Origin of the sequence: Cryobacterium sp. TMB3-10 (assembly GCF_004402305.1) — a bacterium.
GTDB classification, from domain to species: domain Bacteria; phylum Actinomycetota; class Actinomycetes; order Actinomycetales; family Microbacteriaceae; genus Cryobacterium; species Cryobacterium zongtaii.
Genome location: NZ_SOGH01000022.1, coordinates 38853 through 61638, shown reverse-complemented (window position 1 = coordinate 61638; position 22786 = coordinate 38853). Strand labels below are relative to the sequence as shown.

23 protein-coding genes and 3 pseudogenes are annotated in these 22786 nt (G+C 60.4%); 12 read left to right on the top strand and 14 right to left on the bottom strand.

The genetic code is table 11. The features are described 5' to 3' along the window. Positions 1–16: 16 nt before the first annotated feature. The gene (locus E3T22_RS12505; protein WP_088458192.1) at positions 17–571 is read left to right on the top strand and encodes an AAA family ATPase; all 555 of its coding nucleotides are present in this window, start codon (positions 17–19) and stop codon (positions 569–571) included. 222 nt (positions 572–793) lie between these two features. Here E3T22_RS12505 and E3T22_RS12500 read toward each other — a convergent pair whose 3' ends face one another. The 3 genes from E3T22_RS12500 to E3T22_RS12490 all read right to left on the bottom strand — a co-directional run bounded on the left by E3T22_RS12500 (position 794) and on the right by E3T22_RS12490 (position 2917). Then, complete coding sequence (locus E3T22_RS12500; protein WP_088458191.1) at positions 794–1426, bottom strand: hypothetical protein; 633 nt, start codon at positions 1424–1426, stop codon at positions 794–796. Continuing rightward, the gene (locus tag E3T22_RS12495; RefSeq protein WP_198415057.1) at positions 1416–1886 is read right to left on the bottom strand and encodes a class F sortase; all 471 of its coding nucleotides are present in this window, start codon (positions 1884–1886) and stop codon (positions 1416–1418) included. Before E3T22_RS12495 ends, E3T22_RS12500 begins: the two co-directional genes overlap by 11 nt. 260 nt (positions 1887–2146) lie before the next feature. Beyond that, positions 2147–2917, bottom strand: a complete 771-nt coding sequence (locus E3T22_RS12490) for a hypothetical protein (RefSeq protein WP_088458189.1) — start codon at positions 2915–2917, stop codon at positions 2147–2149. Positions 2918–4736: 1819 nt separating this feature from the next. Between E3T22_RS12490 and E3T22_RS12485 the strand changes: the two genes are divergently transcribed. After that, a complete protein-coding gene (locus E3T22_RS12485; protein WP_088458187.1) occupies positions 4737–5108 on the top strand; it encodes a hypothetical protein in 372 nt (123 codons plus the stop codon). Positions 5109–5623: 515 nt separating this feature from the next. On the opposite strand, the gene E3T22_RS12480 is transcribed toward E3T22_RS12485, so the two are convergent. Then, positions 5624–6217 (bottom strand): 2'-5' RNA ligase family protein, encoded by a 594-nt coding sequence (locus tag E3T22_RS12480; RefSeq protein ID WP_240632528.1) that lies wholly within the window; start codon positions 6215–6217, stop codon positions 5624–5626. A 520-nt stretch (positions 6218–6737) separates the two neighbouring features. Between E3T22_RS12480 and E3T22_RS19410 the strand changes: the two are divergent. Then, positions 6738–7031, top strand: a pseudogene (locus E3T22_RS19410) (recombinase family protein); the annotation flags it as partial. A gap of 140 nt (positions 7032–7171) precedes the next feature. Here the strand turns inward: E3T22_RS19410 and E3T22_RS12470 are convergent. Together E3T22_RS12470 and E3T22_RS12465 are read right to left on the bottom strand one after the other, a co-directional pair. Further along, a complete protein-coding gene (locus tag E3T22_RS12470; protein ID WP_088458300.1) occupies positions 7172–7810 on the bottom strand; it encodes a Type 1 glutamine amidotransferase-like domain-containing protein in 639 nt (212 codons plus the stop codon). 481 nt (positions 7811–8291) lie between these two features. Continuing rightward, complete coding sequence (locus E3T22_RS12465) at positions 8292–8648, bottom strand: VOC family protein (RefSeq protein WP_088458186.1); 357 nt, start codon at positions 8646–8648, stop codon at positions 8292–8294. A gap of 287 nt (positions 8649–8935) precedes the next feature. Between E3T22_RS12465 and E3T22_RS19495 the strand changes: the two genes are divergently transcribed. Continuing rightward, the gene (locus E3T22_RS19495) at positions 8936–9133 is read left to right on the top strand and encodes an antitoxin VbhA family protein (protein WP_134480608.1); all 198 of its coding nucleotides are present in this window, start codon (positions 8936–8938) and stop codon (positions 9131–9133) included. Continuing rightward, the gene (locus E3T22_RS12455; RefSeq protein WP_088458185.1) at positions 9126–9935 is read left to right on the top strand and encodes a Fic family protein; all 810 of its coding nucleotides are present in this window, start codon (positions 9126–9128) and stop codon (positions 9933–9935) included. Before E3T22_RS19495 ends, E3T22_RS12455 begins: the two co-directional genes overlap by 8 nt. Before the next feature lie 167 nt (positions 9936–10102). Here E3T22_RS12455 and E3T22_RS12450 read toward each other — a convergent pair whose 3' ends face one another. The 3 genes from E3T22_RS12450 to E3T22_RS12445 all read right to left on the bottom strand — a co-directional run bounded on the left by E3T22_RS12450 (position 10103) and on the right by E3T22_RS12445 (position 11587). After that, entirely contained in the window at positions 10103–10678 is a 576-nt protein-coding gene (locus tag E3T22_RS12450; protein WP_088458184.1) for a GNAT family N-acetyltransferase, read from the bottom strand. Positions 10679–10773: 95 nt separating this feature from the next. Next, a complete protein-coding gene (locus E3T22_RS19490; protein ID WP_255416816.1) occupies positions 10774–10896 on the bottom strand; it encodes a hypothetical protein in 123 nt (40 codons plus the stop codon). Positions 10897–11380: 484 nt separating this feature from the next. After that, the gene (locus E3T22_RS12445; RefSeq protein ID WP_088458183.1) at positions 11381–11587 is read right to left on the bottom strand and encodes an ANTAR domain-containing protein; all 207 of its coding nucleotides are present in this window, start codon (positions 11585–11587) and stop codon (positions 11381–11383) included. Positions 11588–12578: 991 nt separating this feature from the next. Between E3T22_RS12445 and E3T22_RS12440 the strand changes: the two genes are divergently transcribed. Then, positions 12579–13292, top strand: coding sequence for a GAF and ANTAR domain-containing protein (locus tag E3T22_RS12440; RefSeq protein ID WP_166788940.1), 714 nt, complete (start codon positions 12579–12581; stop codon positions 13290–13292). 1121 nt (positions 13293–14413) lie between these two features. Here E3T22_RS12440 and E3T22_RS19485 read toward each other — a convergent pair. Next, the gene (locus tag E3T22_RS19485; protein ID WP_255416815.1) at positions 14414–14539 is read right to left on the bottom strand and encodes a hypothetical protein; all 126 of its coding nucleotides are present in this window, start codon (positions 14537–14539) and stop codon (positions 14414–14416) included. 113 nt (positions 14540–14652) lie between these two features. Then, the gene (locus E3T22_RS12435) at positions 14653–15000 is read right to left on the bottom strand and encodes a DNA/RNA non-specific endonuclease (protein ID WP_088458180.1); all 348 of its coding nucleotides are present in this window, start codon (positions 14998–15000) and stop codon (positions 14653–14655) included. A 246-nt stretch (positions 15001–15246) separates the two neighbouring features. Between E3T22_RS12435 and E3T22_RS12430 the strand changes: the two genes are divergently transcribed. The 5 genes and pseudogenes from E3T22_RS12430 to E3T22_RS12405 all read left to right on the top strand — a co-directional run bounded on the left by E3T22_RS12430 (position 15247) and on the right by E3T22_RS12405 (position 18432). Continuing rightward, on the top strand, positions 15247–15567 hold the full coding sequence (locus tag E3T22_RS12430; RefSeq protein WP_134545429.1) for a hypothetical protein: 321 nt from the start codon (positions 15247–15249) through the stop codon (positions 15565–15567). Next, positions 15568–15693: a sigma factor-like helix-turn-helix DNA-binding protein gene (locus E3T22_RS19680; RefSeq protein WP_121678523.1), complete on the top strand. Its 126-nt coding sequence runs from the start codon at positions 15568–15570 to the stop codon at positions 15691–15693. It begins immediately after the preceding gene. Positions 15694–15714: 21 nt separating this feature from the next. Beyond that, on the top strand, positions 15715–16107 hold the full coding sequence (locus tag E3T22_RS12420; protein WP_088458178.1) for a hypothetical protein: 393 nt from the start codon (positions 15715–15717) through the stop codon (positions 16105–16107). A gap of 335 nt (positions 16108–16442) precedes the next feature. Next, a pseudogene (locus E3T22_RS12410) lies at positions 16443–17765 on the top strand (DDE-type integrase/transposase/recombinase). Positions 17766–17787: 22 nt separating this feature from the next. Further along, entirely contained in the window at positions 17788–18432 is a 645-nt protein-coding gene (locus tag E3T22_RS12405; RefSeq protein WP_134480607.1) for a hypothetical protein, read from the top strand. A 766-nt stretch (positions 18433–19198) separates the two neighbouring features. On the opposite strand, the gene E3T22_RS12400 is transcribed toward E3T22_RS12405, so the two are convergent. Both E3T22_RS12400 and E3T22_RS12395 read right to left on the bottom strand, forming a co-directional pair. After that, the gene (locus E3T22_RS12400; protein WP_088458295.1) at positions 19199–19708 is read right to left on the bottom strand and encodes a hypothetical protein; all 510 of its coding nucleotides are present in this window, start codon (positions 19706–19708) and stop codon (positions 19199–19201) included. 107 nt (positions 19709–19815) lie between these two features. After that, entirely contained in the window at positions 19816–20679 is an 864-nt protein-coding gene (locus E3T22_RS12395) for a hypothetical protein (protein ID WP_134480606.1), read from the bottom strand. Between the two features lie 46 nt (positions 20680–20725). Between E3T22_RS12395 and E3T22_RS12390 the strand changes: the two are divergent. Then, positions 20726–21113 (top strand): annotated as a pseudogene (locus E3T22_RS12390) (IS30 family transposase); the annotation flags it as partial. Positions 21114–21188: 75 nt separating this feature from the next. On the opposite strand, the gene E3T22_RS12385 reads toward E3T22_RS12390, so the two are convergent. Further along, positions 21189–22217, bottom strand: a complete 1029-nt coding sequence (locus E3T22_RS12385; RefSeq protein ID WP_088458294.1) for a S66 peptidase family protein — start codon at positions 22215–22217, stop codon at positions 21189–21191. Positions 22218–22786: the final 569 nt, after the last annotated feature.

The following is a 22786-nucleotide window of genomic DNA, read 5'->3' as shown; positions in this document are numbered from 1 at the left end:
TCGATAGTCTGGTCGTATGGGCCAAGTCGCGGTGTTTGTGAACGGTATTCCGGGGGCCGGCAAATCGACACTTGCGAAGGCCCTGGGCCCGGAACTAGGTTTCTCGGTCATTTCCAGGGACGCAATAAAAGAGGCACTTGCAGACCTCGTCACAGTAGACATGCCTACACAACGAATTGGGGCCCTAGCTGCGGATGCAATGTGGTCAATGGTCGGGATGATCGATGGCCCAACACTTGTCGAATCATTCTGGGCGACCGGTAGGGATGAAGAGTTTTTCAAGCGTGGCTTGCGAGCGTCTCAGGTTGAGCAGGGAATCGAACTGTGGTGCGAGGTGCCTCGGGAGCTTGCACGATCTCGATATATAGAACGCACCCGGCACAGAGTTCACACCGACATGGCTCGGCTTGATGAATGGGAACGCATGGTGAGGGTGGCGCATCCGATTTCAGATTTTCCGACACTGCAGGTGGACACCACGAGCGCCGTGGATGTGCCCCAATTGGCTGTCACCATTAGACGGATGCTGAACTTGCCGATGCGTGAGGCCCGTAGCCTTCATATCGACTAACGACTCGACTGCGTAACTCGAGTATCGACGTCGCCATCCCCTAAACGAGGTGTATTCGGCGTCGCGCAACCCATGGGATATGAGGCACAAGGGTTAAGAGTCACATCCCTATGGACGACGAGGATGAAAGTCGAACGGGGCGAACCCGCTGCGTGCGCTGGACACCGTAGTGGTGCCATTGGCCGCGGCCACATCGCGCGGGGCTGATGCAACGCGGCCGGATTAGTGTTCGGTCCAGCAGGCGAGGATGGTAGTAGCTATTTCATAGGAGAATGCGGTGCGGGTTATGCCATGCGGCCCGATCATATCCGTCAGCTTTCTGGCGTCAACTTGTAATGTCATGTTGTCTTTGAGGAAGACGACCACGCCGTCTGCGGTTTCGTACGCGGGGAATCCGAGATTCGCGAGTCCTTCAATGGGTTGGACTGAGGCAAGGTTTCCTTGCATCGTGTCGAAGTAGCTACGGGCAGACGCTGCGTCCGAGGATTCCTGCACCGAGATCACGAATTCTCCATCAGTCAGATGGTAAATGCAGGTGTATTGACGATTGATCCAGCTGTCGACGGAGTGTGGCGGTTCGGCGAGGGCCAGCGCACGTGTGATGTTGTCGCGTGTTTCGGTGCCACAAATCATCTGTGATGCTGCGGACGGCACTGCCGCCGCGCTGCCTGCCGAGCTCGACTGCGGAATCGGGGAGGCCGAGGTGCCTGGCATTGACATTCCGGGTGCCATTGCGTTCTCGGCACCGGAGGAGGTAGCGGCGCAGCCAGCTAGCAAAGCTGTGGAGGCCACCACGATCGCAAGCAGCAGCCAGTCGCTTCTATCGATACGCGTCTTCGTTCTGCTACGCCGCATGGTCGGACACCAAGCTGGCGTAGACAACTACGTTGTCTGGGTACGTACGAGTGGTTTCGTTGAACTCGCCACCGCAGGTGATCAGCCGTAGTCCCGCGTGGTCGGTGTTGCCGTAAACGGCGAACTGCGGAAAGCTATCCTTCGGATATTCTTCCACTCCATCGACCACGAATACAGCCACTGTTGCATCGGCTCGTGTAACCAAAATCTCATCGCCGGGACGCATATCGCCGAGTCGGTAGAACACCGCGCGCCCCTGCACTCTGGAGTCGACGTGACCCAAGATGATCGAGGGTCCGATCGTGCCGGGGGTGGGCGAACCGGTGTACCAGCCGGCAGGAGAAGCTTCGTCCAACGACGGCGTCTGCACCGTGCCGTCCGGATTCAGTCCCAATTGCATCAGGACAGAGTCCACGTCAATTGCGGGGATGTTGATCTGGGTGGGCTCGGAGGCGGTCATGATCGGGCCAACAACCGGGTCAACCTGCGGAGCCGGTGGCACGGGGATGGGCTCCGGTGAGGGCGTAACGGAGACGGGCTTCTGAGCGGGGGGCGCCACGGCAGCCGAGGCTGGTGGTCGTGGAGGAGGGGGGTTGCCCCATAGGGCGAAACCGGTCGCCGTGCAGCCGACGGCGACGCACAGAACCGCCGCCGCGGTAGCCAGACGGCTACCGCGACGACGCTTTTCAGCCGGAATAGTCACCGGGGATCGAACCGATCTCAGCCGCGTGCGGCGAGACGTCGACGAACCACAAGCGCGCCACCTGCCGCGGTCAGGAACCCGGCACCGAGGGCGAGAAGGCCAATGTCAGCACCGCTTGAAGTGCTGCCACCGCCGGTTTCCACGCCACCATTAGGCATATTCGATTGCGACGCACTCAGGGCGCCGCACAAAGCCGGTGACGTAGCCGCCAGGGGCAGACTCGGAACCAAATCGCTTGGCGCGTCCTGTGCTGCTTGAGACAACGTGGCCGGGTCGAGACCGTGGACCACCACGACTGCCGTGCCTGCCTCTAGTGAAGCCGCGGTGGCAGCATCCAACGTGAAGGTGCGGTTGTAAGTGAAGCTTGCACCCATCCCGGCAACCGTCAGATCAGTTCCGGCCGCCGGACTCGTGTCACCGCTGGTGGACAACGTCGTACCAATCTCTCCGTAGGACGGTTGACCTTCGGTCGTGCTGATCACACCATCTCCGTCGGTGTCAGCTGCCGTGGTAGGGCATACCCCCTGCGCTCCGATGTGGATGTGCTGCACGTGCGGATACGGCTTACCGTCGAAGGTCTCGGCCAGTCCGCTGACGGTCTCGGTAACCGTTGCTTGGTCACCGGAAACCTGGATGGAAATCGTACCGCTGCCATTACTTCCGTTAATCGAATCGAGCGTTCCCTGGTAGGACGCGTCGCCTGTGGCCGCAACGGCGGGGCCACTCGTCAATACGGCCACGCCCAAAGCCAACGCTGGCACAAACAAAAGTGCTGCTTTCTTATTCATCAAAATCCCTTACTAGGAGGTAGTTTCGAAAACATACTCGGAGTGAAAAAATGAACGGGTATTCTGCCGCTGATCCTTTGCGCGAACAGCCTCTTTGTCAAGAGCTACTGGGCGTTCGTCAGCCGACCCGCTAGTCTGCAAGCCCTGCATGCACAGCTCCTTTCGCTGATTCGGCGGCAATGAAGTCAGTTGCATGGTTTGAATCCATCAACGGACCGTCCGCGAACCGTCGCAACTCTCGGACACTCCTCGACGCCTGCTGTCTTGAAACCCTAAGGATGCGAGGCATGTCCGGATACGAGACACGTCCCCCGCCGCGCGTCGCCTGAAAAGGCGATCTCCCGACGTCTCGTATCCCATGGCTTGTGAGGCAGTTGGGTTAGGAGACACCCGACCCTTCCATGACGTCCGTCTGTCAGGCTGCTACTCCGGTTGAGGATCCGGAACCTGCGCTCTGGGGTGTGTGGTGTGTGGTGGCCGTCCCCGGGCTCATTCGGAGGGGGCATAGTGTGTACGGTATGACTGGCGAGGACTCCTTGAGCTTTGTCCACACAACAGTGGAGGCCTTGTCGCGGAGGAGGGCAACCACCGTGCCGGCGAGTCAAATCGCCATAAACGGTGTGCTACTTGATCGGCTCCTGGTGTCGCTGAACTTAGATGACGGCGCAGCGCCACCTGACACGCTCGACATGATGTGCGCGCCCCTTCAGATGGACCTTTCAGTCGAGCATCGTGTGGCGTTCCTTAAGGCACTGCGGGGTGACAGGTGGTCCACCGACGACCTTCAACCCGGTCGGGTCCCAGTCGCCTTTTGTGCGGTTTGCGGGAACTCAAGCTGCGGACACATTTGGTCCGTAGCTCTGACGATGTCACCTTCCACCGTCGTGTGAAAGGGTGTTGGGTGGGAAATTGAGACGTCCAAGAGATTGGCTCCGCCGAGACGGCAATTCTTGAGGCGGACAGTCACGCAGGAGTTCGTTGGCTGGGTGCTCGCCCCTTTCATCCCCGAAGTCACTTTCATGTTCGCTCGGGAGAGTACGAAGGGGCGATCCTGCGCGAGATCGAATACCAAACGAAGGACTCCTCGAACCACTAGGTAAGCGAGGCATCATTCTCGGTGCAGCGAGACCTGAACGAGCAGGGCCGCCGTGTCGAAACACACGTAGGACCATTTTCGTATCCTCGGTCTCGGGGACAGCTCGTCACAGTGTCTCTGAACGGTCGCCCGAGATGAAAGGACGCGCCCGCCTGATAGACGAACGCCTAGTTGCTCACGATCTGGGTTCTCGCCACGCACGGCTGGGCACTCCCTTGTTCCGTCGTCGGCGGCATATGCGGCCGCACCTACGTCTCGCAACCGATGGGATATGAGGCACCTTGATTGCGAGACCAACCACACCGATCAGACGTAATTGCCGCCCTTGCCTCCACGTACCCTAATGCGACGATCTAGGACAAGGCTCGCCCAGACCAGACCTACGAGGACGACACAGTTGACGGCCATAGGAATCGGAAACGTCATCGTATACAGGAGCACTATGGAGAGAGCGCCTGTTAACGATTGAACTATGCGTTGGGCCTTCTCCAAGGATGAAAGCTTGGCTGCGTCTTGGTCGTTTCCCGGGTGTTCGGGCATCTACGCTCCTCTGGGCTAAACGCTTGCGGGATACGGACGAAAGATTCATTGTGGCCTTGATCCTATACACCGGGTGGCACATGCAAGCCGGCGCCATTCACACCGTGCAGTGTCTCGTATCCCTAGGGATATGCGACGTCTCACCCACGCTCCGATCGTGAAGGCCGCGACTAGGATGCACGAGTGACTGACCACGAAATCAAGAGGCGCAGGCGTGTCCTCGATGGACCCGACGCTGTACGGGTGGGCGCAGCGCTTACCGGAGGGGGTTTTGTCGCAGTTGCCCTCTGGCCGTACATCTTGACATTTCCGAGTTCTGAAGATGTCTACTCGCAGTGCATTGGGCTCACAGCCGGTCACCTCACACACATCAACCGGTCAACCTTCCCCACACAGATCTTCTGCGAGACCGAGGACAACCCATTCGCAAGCGCGCTCTACCCTTTTTGGGCATCTGTGGGAATGAGCTCCCTGTTCGCACTCCTGGTCTTTGCCGGGTTCTACGGCGTCTGGATGATGGCGCGCCGCGACCGGCGCTTAGACGGTAGGACGTGAGCTGACCGATCGCGAGACAGCCAAAAGCTGTGAGCGTCGAGGCGTACGGTCGCAACCATCAAAATCCGTCTCGAAACCCTACGGATGCGAGACTGGTCTGGATACGAGACAAGTCACCTGCTGCTCATGGCGTGCACAGGAGCGATCTGGTGTGTCTCGTATCCCGTGGGATACGAGGCAGCTTGATTGCGAGACGCCTCACACACCTGACGGTGCGCGGTGGGGTTAGATCTGGCCGTGCCCGGGTCTCCTCACGGGGAGACGGACATCAAGCTCGCCGCTCAGTCCTCCCCGTGAGCCAGAGCGAGAACGGCTTGTCGTACGGGTAGCAGTGGTGCTTTGAAGGTGTGGCCCAAGAGGCGGAACTGTCGATTGCGTCGGCTGAGACTTCCCGGCCGCGTTGGACGGGCGGGCACGGCTTGGAACTTGAGACGGGAAGTAGCCAACGTGAGACGTTGTTTTTGACGAGGGCCCGATGACCCTTGCTCGAAGGATGAGGGTGCGGCGGCCCCTCCTCAGAATGTTTGCGGGGCGGGGCCGCCGAACGGCAGAACCTCCGCGCGCTCGACGCCATTCTCGTACCAGACGAACTCCGCTTGGGTCAGTATCTCGTGTGGGTGATCCTCCACCTTTCGCTGGTTCTCGGTGTGTGTCTTCCTCCAATCGGCCTCGCTGAGGCTGTTGCAGTAGATGAGTGAGAGGTGGAACACCCATTCTTCGAGCGGGAGCTCGCCAATGCGGCAGAAGTCGGCGTCGTCCAGCCTGGTTGTGAGGCTCGAGTAGGCATCGATGAGGGAATCAGACCGTTGCAGCCGGGCGATGAGCACCTGAAACGGAGTAGGGAAGCCGTCGACTCGATCGACGCGCACCTCAATCGGTTCCTGTCGCTTCGCCCATGCCTCCAGGGTGCTCTTGAGTTCGTGCACCCTGCTTGGCTCATAGAACCCCCGCAGCGTGACGTGTCCCGTATTCGGGTGAGTGATCGAACTCGGAAGTGATTTGCGCATCGTCGCTTGCTCTGCCGCGTAGAACGTGGCGACGTGGCTAGCGGGTCGGAGTACGAGATACTGCTGACCGTCTAGAGAACCCAACAGCGTGGGGTCAGTCATGAAGCCGTCTTGCATCGTGCTCCCCCGATCGAATAGATGGCTCATGCTATCGTTCCGCCGTCGAACATCTGCCTTCCGTGACAAGGACGGAGTGAGCGTTGCAGTTGCTAATTAGCCATGAGTGGAAGAGGGCGGGAGGAACGGGATGAGCGGCTGCAGTCGAGTACGGAAACTCGCGCAACCGAGTACCTAAGACGACGATGCGCGAGGCGCAATAAACGAGGCGTGAAATGTCTCGTAACCCTACGGATGCGAGACAGGTCCAGATGCGCGACAAGTCACGTGGCTCTAGTCACGTCAACAGGCGACTTCCTGCGTCTCGTGTCCCATGGGATACGAGACGCTTGGGTTTCGAGACGCCCAGCCGCGGCCAATGCAACGGCCATCCACTTTTTTCCTCGTCAGCTGGGCGGGGCGTGGTTTTGATCCACAGGGCTCCGCGGCTGTCCGGCTCGGCTCGGTGCCGGCGTGTGCGTCGCTGTGGGAGGCTTGCGGTGTGAGCGGAAGACTGCACAGCAAATCCGTCCACGACCCCAATGATCCTGTCGGACGACTCCTGTTTAACGTGCTCGCCATGGTTGCCGAGTTCGAATCCGATCTGATTCGTGCCCGAACGCGCGAAGGCATGCAAGTCGCGAAAGCGTAAGGGCGACTCCGTGGGAAACAACCGAAGCTGTCGAACACTCAACAGAAACTTCTCGTGGAGGTGCACAACGCCGGTACTCACTCGACAGCAGAGATTGCCGAGCTGTTCAACGTCGCTCGCTTGACTGTGTATCGGACTGTCCAGCGACAGCTCGGAACCGGACGCTGAACAACCGCTCTTTACCGTTCCCGTTGCCGGGCACTCTCGCCCTACAACGGGAACGCTCACTGTGGCAGGGCTGATTAAGGTCATTGTCCCTCCAGCATCCCTGTGAGCAGCAGGAAAACGGTGCTGTATAGGACAAAGGACTACGCAGTGGCGGGAGAGGCAACCATACGCACATCCTTGTTTTCTACAAGCAGGGCGGCGTCATCCGGCAGCATCGTCAGTCCGAGCATTCCGTCCAGCCGACGAGCCACCTCAGCGATTACCTCCGGCGGGTACGGCGGCAGCTGACCATCAGCATGAGGCAGAATCACCGCATCCACGAGTCCGAGACCGCTGAGATCATCCAAGGACGTTCCGTCCGTGTGGCCGTCGAGTGCAATCGCTGTATCAATGCTTTTCCCTGTAATTATAGCGCCGGCGCTGGCTCCGATGTAAGGCAGCCCTGCGCGGACCCGCTCGATCAGGACTTCGTCAGTGCCTGTGCTGCGCAGAATGGCCATCAGACAATCAGCCATACCACCGGCTACATAGACCGCATCGACGGTATCAAGTGCGGCAGAAAAATCAGCAGCGGTACCGTCTCCGATCGTCAGCGGGACGAGCGTGTATCCCAAACTTTGAAGCTGAAGACGTTCCCGCTCAACAAATGGAGCATCACCGAGCGGCTTGGCTGCGTCATTGATATAAGCGATACGGATGTCCGAGAGAGAGTCTGATTTCAATGTGCTGAGGAAATCTGGAACAGCGCCGAGAAATCGGGAAAGTAGGAGAAGCTTCATGTCATCACTGTAGGCGGAGCCACTGACAGGCTCTGCGCCAGATGGATCGCCGCACACGTGGGGATCATTTTCTAGGATCGCATTGAGACGACTTCAAAGTCACGTGGGCCGGACCTCCAACGGGTACTCGCGCGGAGGCTGGCGCTTCCGACACTCCCAAATTGTGACGGTACTCGTTTGACTGTCCCGACATTAAGCCCGATGACGGGGCGCCATGCGCACGAGCTCGTCGTCTTACTGTCTCGTAACCCTAGGGATATGAGACGTCTCACGAGCGTCATTTAGGCCCCATCAACACTGGCGGAATTATGGGGCTCGGCGAGTCTCATAACTACGTCGCGTAACCTCCTGCTTAAATTGCGACACTAACTGTTAGTTATGAGACACCCAGGAGCATCGTGACGTAACTGATCGGCTACGCGCGTGTATCAACGCGCCAGCAATCCACCGACCGGCATCCCCAAACGGACCTTTAAGCCGGTCAGTCAACGGGGGAAACGCGTATCAGATTCCCGTCCGGGTCTGTGACCACGAAAGTCCGCCCGAAGACGTCGTCGTGGGGCTCCTCGATGACTGTCACCCCCTTCGCGCTCCATTCCGCAAATACGTCGTCAACGTCGACCGAGACCATCAGCCCCAATTCCGAACTGCGCGGTGTCTGCCTCGTCACGGTCTCGCCACGACCGCTCCACAGCGCAAACAACACGCCCGGTGCTACCTGAAACGGGACATATCGGGGTGTCACCGTCACTGGCTCGATGTTAAAAAGTTCGGAGTAGAACACCGTTGCGCGTTCCACGTCAGAGACGTAGATCAAAAAGAGGTTCGGAGCTGTCATGCCAAGTCCTTCCATGGAGGCGATGCAAGTTGTGCCGAGCATCACACACACCTACGACGCTGGCGTGCGTCAACGTCCCCTATTGAGCGCGAGAATCCGATTCGTCCGGTGTCGGCTTCCTTTCGATGGGCGAGTCGCTATCCGCCGCAGGTCCCGTCAGTCCGGCGTCGGTCATCGCGGCGACGATCTGTGACAGGTACGAGACGACGATCAGGGTGATGGTTACCAGTAAATCAGCGGGTCTCGGCCATATTTGGTAGACTTGACGCGCTACCAGGGAGGTACTCGTGAGCACGTCGACTACCGGCAGAACAGTTGCACATGCTCTACGTGAGCGCGCAGTTGAGGATGCCGTGCACAGTGCCGCCATGGAGGGGCTGACGGTCACCGCAGCTACTCGAGCAGATGCCGACGATTACGCGCGCGGGTCGATCGATGTTGACGAGCTGATCGCTCGTATCGGCACTCGCCACAACGTTGGCTGATTTCGCCGATCCTTATATAGACCCCGCGACAGGGCTGCTGCGAAACCGCATCGGCGCTACCTCTCAATCGGTACTCAACGCGGCAGAGGCCGATTACGGACTTGCGCGCACGGTTGAGCTTGTAGAGCGCCCGGTGAAAGTAACGGCGGATCTGCGGCACCTGCAGTTGATTCATCAGCGCTTGTTCCAGGACGTCTACGACTGGGCCGGCCAGCTGCGCACGGTCGACATACGGAAGGGCAGCGACGCAACCGCGGAATTCTTCATGCCGGTATCCCGCCTGCAGACGGGGGCCATGTTCGCATTCCAAGAACTCGCCGACGATAACTATTTGCGCGGCTTGGATCGAGAGAAATTCGTCGACAAACTCGCCCACCACTATGACCAAGTGAACTACCTCCACCCGTTCCGCGAGGGCAACGGGCGCACCCAACGCATTATGTGGACCCAGGTGGCGCGGGAAGCCGGCTACGAAATGGACTGGCGCAACGTGACGGGCGCGGTCAATGATCGGGCCTCCCGTGACGCGATGGAGAAACAGGATCTCACAGGGCTGCGATTGATGTTTACCACGATCATTCAGCCTGTCAGCGAGCCAGCTACCGACAAGAAAGTGGAACTGCAGCGCACCGTGGACGCTCTACGTTCCCGAGCCCGGGACTCAACCGCACCATATCTTGCTGCCTTCAAACGTGCTGGAATCACGCCACCTGCCGCCAGCACTACGAGGAGGCCGACAGACGCGAACCGACACGACCGGGATGATCTGAGCAGGCGACAAGCAGGTACGGAACGCGAGTGATCTTGTAGACGTCACTGAGAAGTCGGCGGTGGTCAGAAGGTAGCGCCCGTGGGAGTCCGAGTGCGAGTTCAAATCGCGCAAAGTGCGTGCGGCGGACGCCGTGGCGCAGCGCCAGGCGAACGTCCGTAACGGGGCGAGGGCTGCGGGAGTGTCCGCCAGTTGATCGGCTATCGAGACGACAGATCAGCGGCACTGCGGGCGTGGTCAGTGAGCCTTGCGTATATGTACATGTCCCGAGGGTGGCCATTTACTCGTTCCCATGCACGCAGAAGACCCTCACGTGCGTATCCGGCACGCTCCGCTGCTCGCCAGGAACCTTCATTCCATGGCTCGACGTACAGCTCCACCCGATCGAATTCATCGAGTTGAATCGCCCATGCCGTCAGGGTGGCGAGGGCATCCGCAGCGTATCCCAGGCGACGCTGGGAGGGCCCGATCCAATAACCTACGCTGGCACGTGCGCCCGCGCCAGCACGGAAAAAGAGGCCGATGTGCCCAACCGCGCGGTCGTCTTGGTCCGCGATTGCGAAGACATAGCCGGCCCGCGCGCGAAGCCGGTCGTGCTGACGCTCGATGAAAGCCAACGCTTCGGGTTCACCTGCCGTATCCGGGACGGTAGTCAGTACCGGGATGAGGGGATCATGGGACGCCTCTTGAACGATAGCGACGTCGGACTTGCGCCATTCGCGAAGTCGGACACGCTCACCGGAGAGAACGGGAAGGGCAAGGGGCACGTCACTCATGCCCTGATACTGCCACGCCCGTCACTGTCAACGTGGCCGGTGCCCCATCCCCTATCGGGCGTTTCAGTCACTCCTCTGAGCCTTCGTGGATGAGGCTAGCCGGCGTCAAGGAAGTACCCCAAGGCACCACTGACGATTATGAGCCACCCCGACACGACGAGGACGGCGAGAGCGACGATGAGCCGCAACGCTGACTGACGTTCGTCACGATTGTGCACGGCTATTGTCTGTCGGGCGGATAGGGCGACCTGTAGGTCTGTGCAGGCGTTGCTCACGCGGGGGCATGGCGGAGCGGCCGTTAGGCGGTCCGCCCTATGAGCATGGTTTGAAGATGCCATGCTTTCTCCATGAGTAATGACTATCCCCGAACAACACAGTTCAGTTTTCCTGGGTTTGCGGAGTTGGATGTGGTTGTGACCCGGAATTCCGCACTGAATGGGAACTCAGGGAGTTCTTCGGTGCGTTTCGACGTGGGAGGAGGAAATATTTGGTTGGGTGAGGAGATCCGAGAGTTCGACTCGGCTAGAGAATTTACGATTCAGCTTTCCGGGGAAGGCGAGCACAGAAACCTCGCTCAGGCTTTTCGGGCAGCGGCCGATGAGCTCGAGAGAGCATAGCGCCCTTAGTTGCCCGGAGGCTTCCTCGCTGGGGTGAAAGCAGAGAGCACCTACCTGTGGTGGCCGCAGATCGGCGGTTGAGGGCTTAAGTGAACGTGATCTTGTAGGCGAGGATATCGGCCGCTACTTGATCTACAGAGGCATCCGTCGATTCCGCATACCCGATCAGGAGGCCTAGCGCCTCGTTGGGGGAGGCGCTGGTTTGCGCCACGATAACGCCGGTCGCTTGATGCACCTGAGGGTTATCCCAACTGGGAGAGTTTTTGAACTGTTCTTGGGCCTCATCGGTCACGGTGTGTCTGCTTTCTGCCCCACTCGGTTGTAAGGCCCGACCCTAGTCTCGGACGGCACCCGAAGAGAGGTCAAGGAAAGCGCGAAGTATCACCAGGAAGGCATGACGGTCCTGTTAGAACCGCGCCCGCTCGTCCTGCGCTCAGCCTGCCACCGGCAGAACATCGGGGTTGAAATAGCGCACGCCGGCCCACAGCGTAAGGCACGGGGCAGTGGCCGCGGAACGATCCCCTATCGGACAGGCATGACGGAGAATGCCCCGCCGGGGAGGGGCATCGCCTACTACTTACTCCTTGGTCACGGCCTTATTCCAGCGTCTCGGCAAGATCCGTGACATCGGACTCGTTCGATCCAACAACCAGCCAACGATTCCCGTAGGTGACAGAGCGTTGGTCCTCTGAACCGCCTGAAGTGAAGGCCCCTTCGCTGGCTCTGAGTGCTGCGCCGTCATCGAAAGTGACTAGCAGAACACGACCGTTAATCGACTGGCAGGTGACCATTTCTCGTACCGCTTCTTGGGGCGGGACCGTGTCAGTGCAGTTGCATCCGTGGTCTTCGGCAGCATCCGTGAACGTAGTGGTTAGCTAGACCTGACCTGTACATCCGGCAAGCCCGAAGACCGGATTCTAACGGTGAGGCGCGGGAAGTACGCCGAAAGAAGTGACGTCGATAGGGATGATCGCTGCAGATCACGGACCGTCGACGTCTCTTGGATCGCTCAAGGCTGTTGCACGATCGTCTAGCGATTGAGTTCTGATACCGGTCAGATAGGACCCTCAACGGGTTGCCCGTGAACGGGCTCGGTGAGGACAGGGGCGTGCTGGTGGGGACTGCGGCTGTTCAGTCGTGGATCGCTGGGCTGACGAACGGGACTGCTCAGCTCGATGAGCCAGTCTGAACCAGCAGCACAGTTCGATGATCCACATAGGGCCTTTGGCTGTGGAGCGCAACCCCTTTACGGCCGGCGTGATCGCACTATACTCTCTGGATGCATGGCGTCTTCACAACGCGAAGTTGATCTTGCAGACGTTTTTGTGCTCCTCGCTGACTCAGTATGTGCGGGCCGCGACGTCGTCGACACCATGGACATCCTCGTCCAGGCCAGCACCGAATTCACGCCGGCGACAGACGCCGGAATTCTCTTAGCCGATAGCGGTGGTGTTCTTCACGTTGTGGCGTCTTCGAACGAGCGTACGAGCGAGGTCGAAGAGGCTCAGCTTGGTTACAATCAAGGCCCATGTCTGGACTGCTTCGCTTCCGGGGAACCTGTAGAGGTTTCTGATCTCTCCGAAGAATCCGGACGGTGGCCTCAGTTTGTTGCGATTGCCCTGTCGCAGGGATTCGATGCCGCGCATGTTTTCCCCTTGCGCCTGCGCGGTCACACTTTCGGGAGCCTTGACCTCTTTAGTTCCGCCCGCGAACCGTTCAGCGACCAGGACGCAGCGTTGGCGTTGGCCTTGGCTCAAGTGGCGACGATCAGCCTCGTCCAGCAGCAAACCATCCGCAATCAAGGCACGGTGAACGGTCAATTACAGCAAGCGCTGAAGAGCAGGATACTCATCGAGCAAGCTAAAGGTGTTTTGGCGCAGCGCCACGGGGTGTCCATTGATGCAGCCTTCTCCTTGCTCCGCACCTACGCGCGCGCCAGCAGTTCGAAGCTGCATGACATCGCTGATGGTGTCGTGCATCACGGGCTCTCGTTATAGATGGAACGATTGAAAGGTTCGCTTGAGCGCCCTCGCCTGAACTAAAAGTCCAGGGTTGCTTGCCTTGCGGCCGGCACGTCGGTCGGCAACGTTCTTGTCGCGGACTTGAAGGCGACGCCGGAGCGGGTCGTGGCATGGACTGAGAGTAATGCGTCGGGCTGCGACTTCGTTATCTACGTCGAGGTGCACATCCCACAGGACACTGGGCTTGTCCGGCTGGCAGGCCGATACCCTACCGAGCTGTAGCCGCCAGCCCACGGCCGACGACTCCAGCCTGCAGAGAATCTTCTATCTAGGGCACCCAGATGAAAGCTGATGCCGCAGCCCCAATGTAAAAGAGAGCTAACGGCGGCGTACCCGGGCCTGAGCGGCTTCCACGGAAATAGGCACCCCGGTAGATGTCCACTGGCTGGGGTCGAATCCATCCCGAGCCTTCAATTGCCGTGGCTGTGGTGGTTATCGAGGTGGTGGGGTGCGTTGTTGACTTCGTGGGGGAGGGCTGTTGCAACTGGTTGGATGGATAGTTTGATTTGGGGGCACTGTTGTTCTTGGGCGTATGAGTCCACGCTTACGGCGAGGTGGTTTCGACTCCACATCGTGTGCGGGCTGCGGGGATTGCGGTCGATGATCTCCGGTGCTCCCAGCCGAGTGGTGAACTCGTTGATGAGGGCGCCGTAGCCTGGCGAGATAGTTGGGCCCGTTGCGGTGGTATCTAGGAGGTAAACGCTGAGCCCGATCCCGTGCGGGGGACATGCCGTCCACGCACCCCACACGTCCAGCTCGGGGCAGTGCCAACGCCCTACCCGAACCGCGCGCTCCCGGTTCCGATGCGCGAGGAGCACGTCGCAGGAGTGCCTCTCGAGGAGAGCAACGGCGTCCTGGTCAAGAACGGGCCACGTGTCCGAAAGCAAAGAGTCGACCAGGTCAAAAACCTGGCGCGGAGTGGCAATGATGGTCATTGGGCGACGTGGCTTAGGACGACGTGGCTGTGTAGCTTCATGAGCGCTCCTGCACGCGAGTGTCTTCTTACTCAAACCCGCGCTTGCCCATAGCTGACACCCTGACGCGACGCTCTGTCAAATCCTGGCTGCGCTCCATCAGCGGTGCGCAGTTCTCGACGGTCACGGCGCGCCTAGCTTGCCGCCTCGTTTTGAGTATTGAGCGTTCGCAACTTGCTCCCAGGCGTCCGCTTCGGACAGATTGGACAGATCGGCCAGGTCGAGTCCGGTGAGGCTGGCGATATTCATGGTGGGCCTCTGGAGCCTCCGGGAGGGTTCAAGTGGCGGGGGATTGCCGCCGATTTCGACTGGTTGAATGACCGGATTGCGGGGCGGCTTTCGTGTAGGCGAAGGTGTCGGCCCTAGCTTGCCTGGTTGTTTGCGGCGCCGCCCCAGACCGGGTCCTGGCGACGGACGAGATGGTTGCGGTCGAGGTCGTCGCTGGCATAGGTGGCCTCGCCAGTCTGTTCGTCGGCCGGGATACCTGAATCGAGATGCCAGTTGTTGCTCTGGTCGACATCGACGAGCTGATCGCCGTTGATGTTGACGTCAGTCTCGATCGGAAGGGCTCTCAATGGGCCCAGGAGTACGGTGAGTTGTGTGCAGGGCAGTGCACGCATCGGTGCACCGTCGGTAAATACCGGCAGCGTCAGGGGAAACTGGGGGAATTCGGTTTTGTATCCAGCAGGAGGAAATACTGCAGCGTTCATGTCGACGGTAATTCAGCTGCAGTCGGGTCACGTCCCTCTAAAGGGCGTGGTTTTTACGGCAAGAGTGGGGCCGGAACGGGCCGGCGGCGCGTGCTACGGGCCTGGCACCTCAACCGGCGTCGGGTGTAGATCGACCGGTCACAACCTTTTGCTTCTCGGCTGCCGTGAGCCGACGCATTCCAGCAGCGGAGGTTCTCTGTGTAGCGCAGTGATGTGCAATGTGGGCGTTCGAAGCGGAATAGTGTGGTGACGCCATTGACCGGGGTATCCGATCAACAGAAGCTGATGCTGAGTATGGCTTCGGGCAGTCAGGCTGCGTTCGGCCTGATTTACGATCAGTTGAGTGTTCCGACGTTTGCGATCTGCAATCACTACCTGAAGTCCCCGGCCGCGGTCGACGAGGCCATGTGCGGCCTGTGGCTATACGTCTGGCAAAACGCGGCGATGTTATCGAGGCGTGACGGCTCGCCTTGGTCGATCATCATTGAAACAGCGGAGCGCCATGCCAAGTATCACGCTCAGACAGAGCGCCTAGCCCGAGGAACGGATACCTCTGTGTCCGGATAAATACTGTTCCGCGGGCGGCTCCGGCGCGCTGTCGCGCGCCGCCAAGAGACGGACGGCTACACGATCCGCGATATCGGCGAAGTGCTTGGCGTCTCATATCAGCGCGTGCACCAGATCACCCATTAGAACTATCGACCAGGAGACTCAATGTCAGCTAACGAAGACGGCTCACAGATCGAGATTGCGGATGAGCTGGCCGAGGTCGCCCGGTCGCTTGCACATGCCACGCGAACCGTGCCGCGCCCCTCTGATTCGTACGAGCTGCTGGGAGTCCTTCAAGTCGCACAGCAGTCGCTTGCTCAGGTTTACACACACTTGGCGACCTGGCACAGGGATACAGTCGAGGGCACCCATTGCAATGGCACAGACGGACACAGTCTCTACGGTGTTCCCGCTACGGTCGCCGGTGCCAGCGAGCAGGTAACGCTTCTTCTCAAAATTGCGGCGGCCTCCGCCTCGGAGACGGCCGACCTGGTCGGCAAGGCCCAAGCTGCGAATGGCGTCGTGTGTTGGTTCGATGAAGTGAAAGAGACGGCTTAGACCCAGGCCATGACGGGGAGAACTGAAAGCTACAGAGCCCGAACGGTTCTGGTCCCACGTCGTCAAATGCCCCGCCACCGATGACTGCTGGATCTGGACCGGCGCAATAGCCGATGACGGCTACGGCCGATTCTGGACCAAGGAAGGCGACGGCCAAAGGGTCATGCGCCCGCAGCAGTACGTCTACCAGCTCGCGACCGGAGCGGCACCCCTACGTGTCAGGGTTAGGTGAGGCCAGCAGCTCAGAGCAAGTTCGCCGTTTGATGTAGGGCGAGAACCAGGAAGTCCCCGATCATGTCCAGCCCATCGTGATCGTCGTGCGCGACGATAGTTCCATGAGTAACAGCAGTCCCGGCCCCAGGTCCGGTGGTCCCACGCCCCGCCGGTCGTACACGCCGGCGCAGAAGCTTGAGCATTTGGCCGCGTATGGCGACGCCATCACCCGCAACGAGGGCAGCGCGTATTTGCGGGAGCAGGGCATCTATTCCTCGCAGATCACCGAGTGGCGAAAGCTGCGCGACGCGGGAGTCCTCGAGGGCAAACAGCCCGGCGAGAAGATCGGCCGGTTGAGCGCAGAGCAAGCCGAGATCGCCAAGCTGCGCCGGCAGCTGTCGCAGGCTGAGCAGCGGTTAGCGACCACGGAAGTGGCGCTGACGATCATGGGAAAAGCACACGAGCTCTTGGAGCAGTTGTCCAAGAGCTCGCGGGACGAACCCCCGCACGCGAAATCCTGATGGCCGTCTACCGCGACCTCACCGCCGCGACCATTCCGACCCGCACCGCAGCGCGCCTGACCGGAGTTTCCCGGGCGACCGCGACACGAACACTCGTGCAAACCCCGACTCGACGCGTAGTCGTGGTGCCGGTGAACAAGCTCAGCGCGACTGAGCGGGCCCAGATCTTGACGTTGGTCACGTCGCCCGAGTTGGTCGATCTGGCGCCGATCCAGATCTATGCCCGACTGCTGGATCAGGGCGTGTATTTGGCGTCGATCTCCACGATTTACCGGGTGTTGGCCGCGAACAAGCTCGTCAAGGGACGCCGCCGCCTGGCCCGTCAAGGGCCGCTACTTCGACTGCTACGTGATGATCGATATTTACTCCCGCTACATCGTCGGCGCCTACGTTCACGCCTCAGAATCAGGTGAGCTTGCGCTGGAGATGATGAAGGAGACCTTCGGTATCCACGGCGTTCTGCACGTCGTTCACGCGGACCGGGGCACGTCGATGACATCGAAGACCGTGGCCGCTTTGCTCTCCGATCTGGAGGTCACGAAGTCGCATTCGCGGCCTCGGGTCAGCAACGACAACCCGTACTCCGAGGCGTGGTTCAAGACGTTGAAGTTCGCGTCGGTGTTCCCGGAACGCTTTGGCACCCTCGGCGAAGCACGCCTGTTCATGAGCCGTTTCGTCGAGGACTACAACCACACCCACCACCACACCGGCATCGGCTTGAACACTCCCGCCGACGTTCACTACGGACTTGCCGCGGGCCGCACCATCGAACGCGCCAAGGTCCTAGCCAAAGCCCGCGCGCAGAACCCAGAACGCTTCAGCAACAGCGCCACACCAAAGATCCTCGCCCTGCCCGGACCAGCCTGGATCAACCAACCCGCCGAACTCGCAGTCGCGGAGGCCGAACCGAAACTAGCCGCCTAAACTCACGCTGGCCTCATTCACCTTGACAAATTCCGACTCGACCTATGAATCGTATGAGACGACAGCGCGACTGGTTATCCTGCCGCGGTGCGGGGGAGTCCAGCTTGACCGACTCACCGTCGGGCGCTGCGACCGCATTGTCCAAGAAATTCTGGAGGAGGAATCGATCTCGAAGGCACGTCACGCGCGCGCGGTGTTGAGTCTCATCTGTGGCTACGCCGTGCGCGACCACGCGATGGGTGCTAATCCTGTGCGCGACGTTCAGCGCTTGCCGACAACGCTGAAGAAGGAGTCGACACTCACCACGGTGCAAATCGCCAGCATCCGCAAACTCATGCAGCAGTGGAGAATCACGCGGGAGGATGGTCCGCGGCCCAACTACCGGATCTTGATCGACGGCATGGAAATCATGTTGGGCACCTCGATAAGGATCGGAGAATGCCTCGGCCTGCGTCGCTGCGACGTGTACATGACGACCCTGCCTCCGACCCTCATCGTCAACGGAACCATTGTCAGCACGAAGGCGGAAGGGATCCATCGCAAAGACTCTCCGAAGCGCTCCCGACAACGGCGCAGCATCGCTCTCCCATCGATGGCCGCAGCGGCCGTTCGCCGCCGACTGGCCCTCGCCGAACCTGACCCCGAGGCGTCACTGTTCGCCACCTAGTCCGGCCGTACACTGAGCGTCAGCAATTACGAGCGTTTGCTCTGTTCGTTCATTGCCGACGAGCGCGTAAACCTAGTCAAACTGGGAGTCGATGTCGAGGAGTACACCACGTATATCTACCGACGCACCGCTGCAACGCTCATCGAGCGGGCCGCCGGTATCACGAGAGCATCTCGACTGCTCGGCCATGCGAACGAGCAGACCACTCGAAACAGCTACGTTGTCACGGCCGACCTGGTCGACCCCGTGACGGCGAAGATCCTCGACGCTGTGCTCGGTGGTTGGACAAGGTCAGACGATTCAAGAATGAGTCCGTAGGAGGAACCTTGACCGGGCACGGGGGACCGTCGCGCCCATAAGGCGATGGGCGCGGCGGAGACGGTCAAACGGATGAAGCGTCGAGGGGGTTGCGGTACGAGTGCTTTGATGATTCTTTGCTGCGCCATACGACAGCGCAGGCAGGGAGGTGAAAACCAAGCCCAAGGCGGTGGCGATACTGAGATCCGTCCACGAACGTTAGCAACCGTGAGTGTTGCTCGCCACCGCGGCCGACCGGATCGGCACTTCCCGTGAGCGGCAATTAGTCATGGCCTGGCTAGCTGGCCGGGGACCGTTGGATGGGGCGACTACAGTGGCGCCCTGGTAGCCAGGGCTCCTGAGCAGGCGGACGACGGATTCGTCGTCTCTTTTCCTGCTGCCACGTTCATAGGCCTAAATAGCGTTCCGTAAGCCGGAGCGCCTTTGCATTTTCGGTGCACTCATCGTCTCAGCCCGTCACGATCAGGTCGTCGGTGGGCTCGGGGATGTCCGCCGGCCAGGGCCCGATCACACTCTCGAGTTCCTCCGCGGTGGCGTCGACGATCCCGGTCACCTCGTAATCGGACCGGCTGGCCGCCGGGTCGTCCGACTGCGGTAGCCCGAATTGTTCCAGGGCAGCGGGCCAGTAGTCCCACGCGACCGGATCGCCATTCGCCGCCTGAACGCTGACCAGTGCCCCGTCGAGTTTCTTGTCGTTGACCGACCAAGCGGTTCGGAACAGCCAGTCAGCGAGCGCGTCGGCGTCACCGACCACGAAGCCAGGCTTGAGCGTGACCGAGAGGGAAACGTATCGGCTCACGGTGAAGCCGCTCATCGAGTCCCCTACGACGACCCGCGAGGCGGCGATGCCGGGGTAGGTGAGCAGGCGTGTCTGGGTGGTTTCGGCGTCGGCGCCGCGACCTCCGCTGCAGCCGCTTAGGAGCAGTGCGCCAACAACGGCCAGAGTGGCGAGTGCCACTGGGCGGAAATGCTTTTGCATTCTCGGTGCTCTCATCAACTCACCCCGTGACGATCAGGACGTCGGTGAACTCGGGGATATCCGCCGGCCAGGGACCGATCAGCTTTTCAAGCTCTTGTGCGCGTGCACCGACGATTCCGCCTTTTTTCGTAGTTGGCCTTTTTGAACTCGGACGTCGCCGAATCAGGCAGCCCGAACCGGTTCATGGCGGTCCGCCAGTAGTCCCTGGCGACGGGCACGCCTTCCGCGTCCCGAATGGTCATCATGACGCCGCCGTTGATTTTGTCGTGGTTGACCGACCAGCCGGTTCGAATCAGCCAGTCCACCAGGGCATTCGCGTCGTCGATGACGTAGCCGGGTTCGAGTGTGACCGTCAGGTGGACTGATCTGCCGAAGCGCAAACCACTCATGGATTCACCCATGTCGACGTTCATTGCTGCGATTCCGGAATAGTCGAGCAGTCGTGCGTCGGTGGTCTCGGAATCTGCGCCGCGACCCCCGCTGCAGCCGCTGAGGGCCAGCGCCCCGCCGGCAGCGAGAATGGCGAGGGTCGGAGGCGGAGAAAAGTCGTCCGGCCCGGATAGGGCTCGTTGATGATTGCCAAGATGACTTTCCCTCAAGCATGGTGAACACAGCGGTACAATGGTTACGCTAACAGACCGCCGACAGTCCATGGAGCGTGTGGCTCCGTCTCCACTGATCGGGGAAACCGGTGCAGACCCGGGTGAGCCGGTCAGGGGCCGCAGCAGCGTTTTCACCATGCACGAAGTGGGGTCCTTCGGGTCCCGCGCTCCCGTGCGGACAAAGTGCAGCAGCGAGGCCATGAACTTGGTCGCTACGATGCTGTCTGCGGCAAGATCGCCGACAGGCGATGGCGACGAAAGCGGCACCGGCCCGGCCGAACGAACACGATCGGGTAGCTCCGGAAGTTCCGCGGAATCTACGAGAAACGTGCTCAGGAAGGTGCCCATCGGTTGCCTTCCACAAGCCGTCGACCGTTCACACGTGGGCGTGAAACCCGGCGATCATCGGGCCCCCACTCCACGACGGCCTCATCGACGCCCTAGACGGCCTACCCGTGCTGCTGCGGCGCTCGTTGACGTGGGATCAGGGAACCGAGCTGGCCCGGCAGGTGGACATCACCACAGCCACCGGCGTCCCGATCTACTTCTGTGATCCCGGTTCACCCTGGCAGCGTGGCTCGAACGAGAACACCAACGGCTTACTGCGCCAGTACTTCCCGAAAGGAACCGATCTGAACGCACACAGCGCTCAACACCTCCTCGAAGTCGCCACCGAACTCAACGAACGACCCCGCAAAACCCTCAAACGCAACACTCCGGCCGACCTGCTCAGCGAGCTAGTCTCGAGGAAGGAATTAGCCCCTGTTGCTTCCACCGCTTGAAACCGCCCATGGGATGTGAGTCACAACGGTTGCAAGACACATTGGAGTGTGACTCCCAGTGACGGCGACAGCGGGCTATGGCACGAGGTGCTGGGTGATTCGGCCGCGTCCTTCGATCAGCTCGATCTCCGCAAGGGCACCGTTGACAAGGGGCATCTGCGGCGGCTGATGGCCAATGTCAAAATCTACGATGACGGGAATGCCCAGATCCCCTAGCGCTCTCTCTACCGCGTCGCGTTGAGTGAGACCGTCAACTGCAGGGGCGGTCGTGCGTCCAATTAGAACTCCTTTGGCGTATGTGAACCACCCGGCTAAACGCAACGACCAGAGCATGCGCAGCACGGTCGAAGCTTCTGCACCCGCCACTTCAAGGTAAACGATTACGCCCTCGGGGGCATGGCGCTCTGCAAAGCCAGAAACGTCACCGAAAGGTGAGCCTGCGAGCAGAGGGACAGTTTCCAGACACCCGCCGATGAGGCGACCACGCATTCGCGTGGTTCGGTCGTTGCCCAGCGTTCGCCAGGTAGTTATCGCTTCGTAGGCTGCATCGCGGGTGAGCGGCTCATCCGCCCAAGCGCCCCACGGCCGTGACCTCCGTCGCGGCGCCGAGGACTGTGTGAAGGACGTCCCCACTGACATGGACGCCACTTCGGTCCACCGTCGGAATTCCTTTGGCAACTCCCACGGCTCGTCCATCAGGTTTGCTCCGTGGATGGTTGCAACACCTGTTGTGATGGTGAGTGGCATGAGCAGCGTGGCAATGTCTGACCAGCCGACGAACCATTTGGGGTCGGCAGCGAGTGCCGACCAGTCAAGTTCCTCTACGAGCTCTACCGCCAGCTCGCCGCCCCACGGAGGAAGGATCGCACGGGCCGGGCCGGCGAACGCAGCGCTTAACTCCGATCGCCGTTCGGCGGCTGGAGCGGGTACGAGACCGTCACGCCGAGCGAATTCCCCTACGACCACGGTGAAGCCCCGTGCTTCGAGGTCGTGCGCCCCTCGGTCGAGTCTTGGGTGCAGGTCCGCTGGAACCCCCATTGAAGGGGCTGGTACAGAAATCTGATCGCCAGGTGAGAGAGCACGCGGGTATCGCACGTTGGTCATCGGCCAACTCTAGCGAGCAGCCGGCGGTGCGAAGTCGCCACCGAACTCAACGAACGACCCCGCAAAACCCTCAAACGCAACACCCCGGCCGACCTGCTCAGCGAGCTAGTCTCGAGGAAGGAATTAGCCCCTGTTGCTTCCACCGCTTGAAACCGCCGCCCGTTCACCGGAACCTATTTCGGACGGGTCTATCGGACGCGGATTGGCCGCGTCATTCCGGTGTGACTTTGGGTGCTTTGTGGCGGCATTCTTTGATCACTATTTGGCGCATCGACCTGGTTGCCGTCGCTAGCTCAGAACGGTAGTCAGCGTCTTGTAACCCATGGGTTACGAGGCGTCTCATGGGTAGGTCGTTTGCGGGCTCTCGACGCCGGTTAATCGCGTCCATTCGTAAAATCTTGCGCCACCGTAGGCGTACTGGAAAACGAAAACTGTGGGAGGAACTCGAACCGACCTGGGCAGTGCCGCCATCCCGCACGGCCCAACGGATCTGCTGCATGGTGAGGTGTCTGTTTTTAGTCATGCAGCCGTCGGGGCTGGCGTATTCATGATGGTCTCGAACGCGATTG

Bases quoted from the DNA above. Each gene is read 5' to 3' on its own strand.
- E3T22_RS12505 (WP_088458192.1), top strand. From the start codon at position 17: ATGGGCCAAGTCGCGGTGTTTGTGAACGGTATTCCGGGGGCCGGCAAA.
- E3T22_RS12500 (WP_088458191.1), bottom strand. From the start codon at position 1,426: ATGCGGCGTAGCAGAACGAAGACGCGTATCGATAGAAGCGACTGGCTG.
- E3T22_RS12495 (WP_198415057.1), bottom strand. From the start codon at position 1,886: ATGACCGCCTCCGAGCCCACCCAGATCAACATCCCCGCAATTGACGTG.
- E3T22_RS12490 (WP_088458189.1), bottom strand. From the start codon at position 2,917: ATGAATAAGAAAGCAGCACTTTTGTTTGTGCCAGCGTTGGCTTTGGGC.
- E3T22_RS12480 (WP_240632528.1), bottom strand. From the start codon at position 6,217: ATGACTGACCCCACGCTGTTGGGTTCTCTAGACGGTCAGCAGTATCTC.
- E3T22_RS12470 (WP_088458300.1), bottom strand. From the start codon at position 7,810: ATGAAGCTTCTCCTACTTTCCCGATTTCTCGGCGCTGTTCCAGATTTC.
- E3T22_RS12465 (WP_088458186.1), bottom strand. From the start codon at position 8,648: ATGACAGCTCCGAACCTCTTTTTGATCTACGTCTCTGACGTGGAACGC.
- E3T22_RS12450 (WP_088458184.1), bottom strand. From the start codon at position 10,678: ATGAGTGACGTGCCCCTTGCCCTTCCCGTTCTCTCCGGTGAGCGTGTC.
- E3T22_RS12440 (WP_166788940.1), top strand. From the start codon at position 12,579: ATGGCGTCTTCACAACGCGAAGTTGATCTTGCAGACGTTTTTGTGCTC.
- E3T22_RS19485 (WP_255416815.1), bottom strand. From the start codon at position 14,539: ATGAATATCGCCAGCCTCACCGGACTCGACCTGGCCGATCTGTCCAAT.
- E3T22_RS12435 (WP_088458180.1), bottom strand. From the start codon at position 15,000: ATGAACGCTGCAGTATTTCCTCCTGCTGGATACAAAACCGAATTCCCC.
- E3T22_RS12420 (WP_088458178.1), top strand. From the start codon at position 15,715: ATGTCAGCTAACGAAGACGGCTCACAGATCGAGATTGCGGATGAGCTG.
- E3T22_RS12395 (WP_134480606.1), bottom strand. From the start codon at position 20,679: ATGGGCACCTTCCTGAGCACGTTTCTCGTAGATTCCGCGGAACTTCCG.
- E3T22_RS12385 (WP_088458294.1), bottom strand. From the start codon at position 22,217: ATGACCAACGTGCGATACCCGCGTGCTCTCTCACCTGGCGATCAGATT.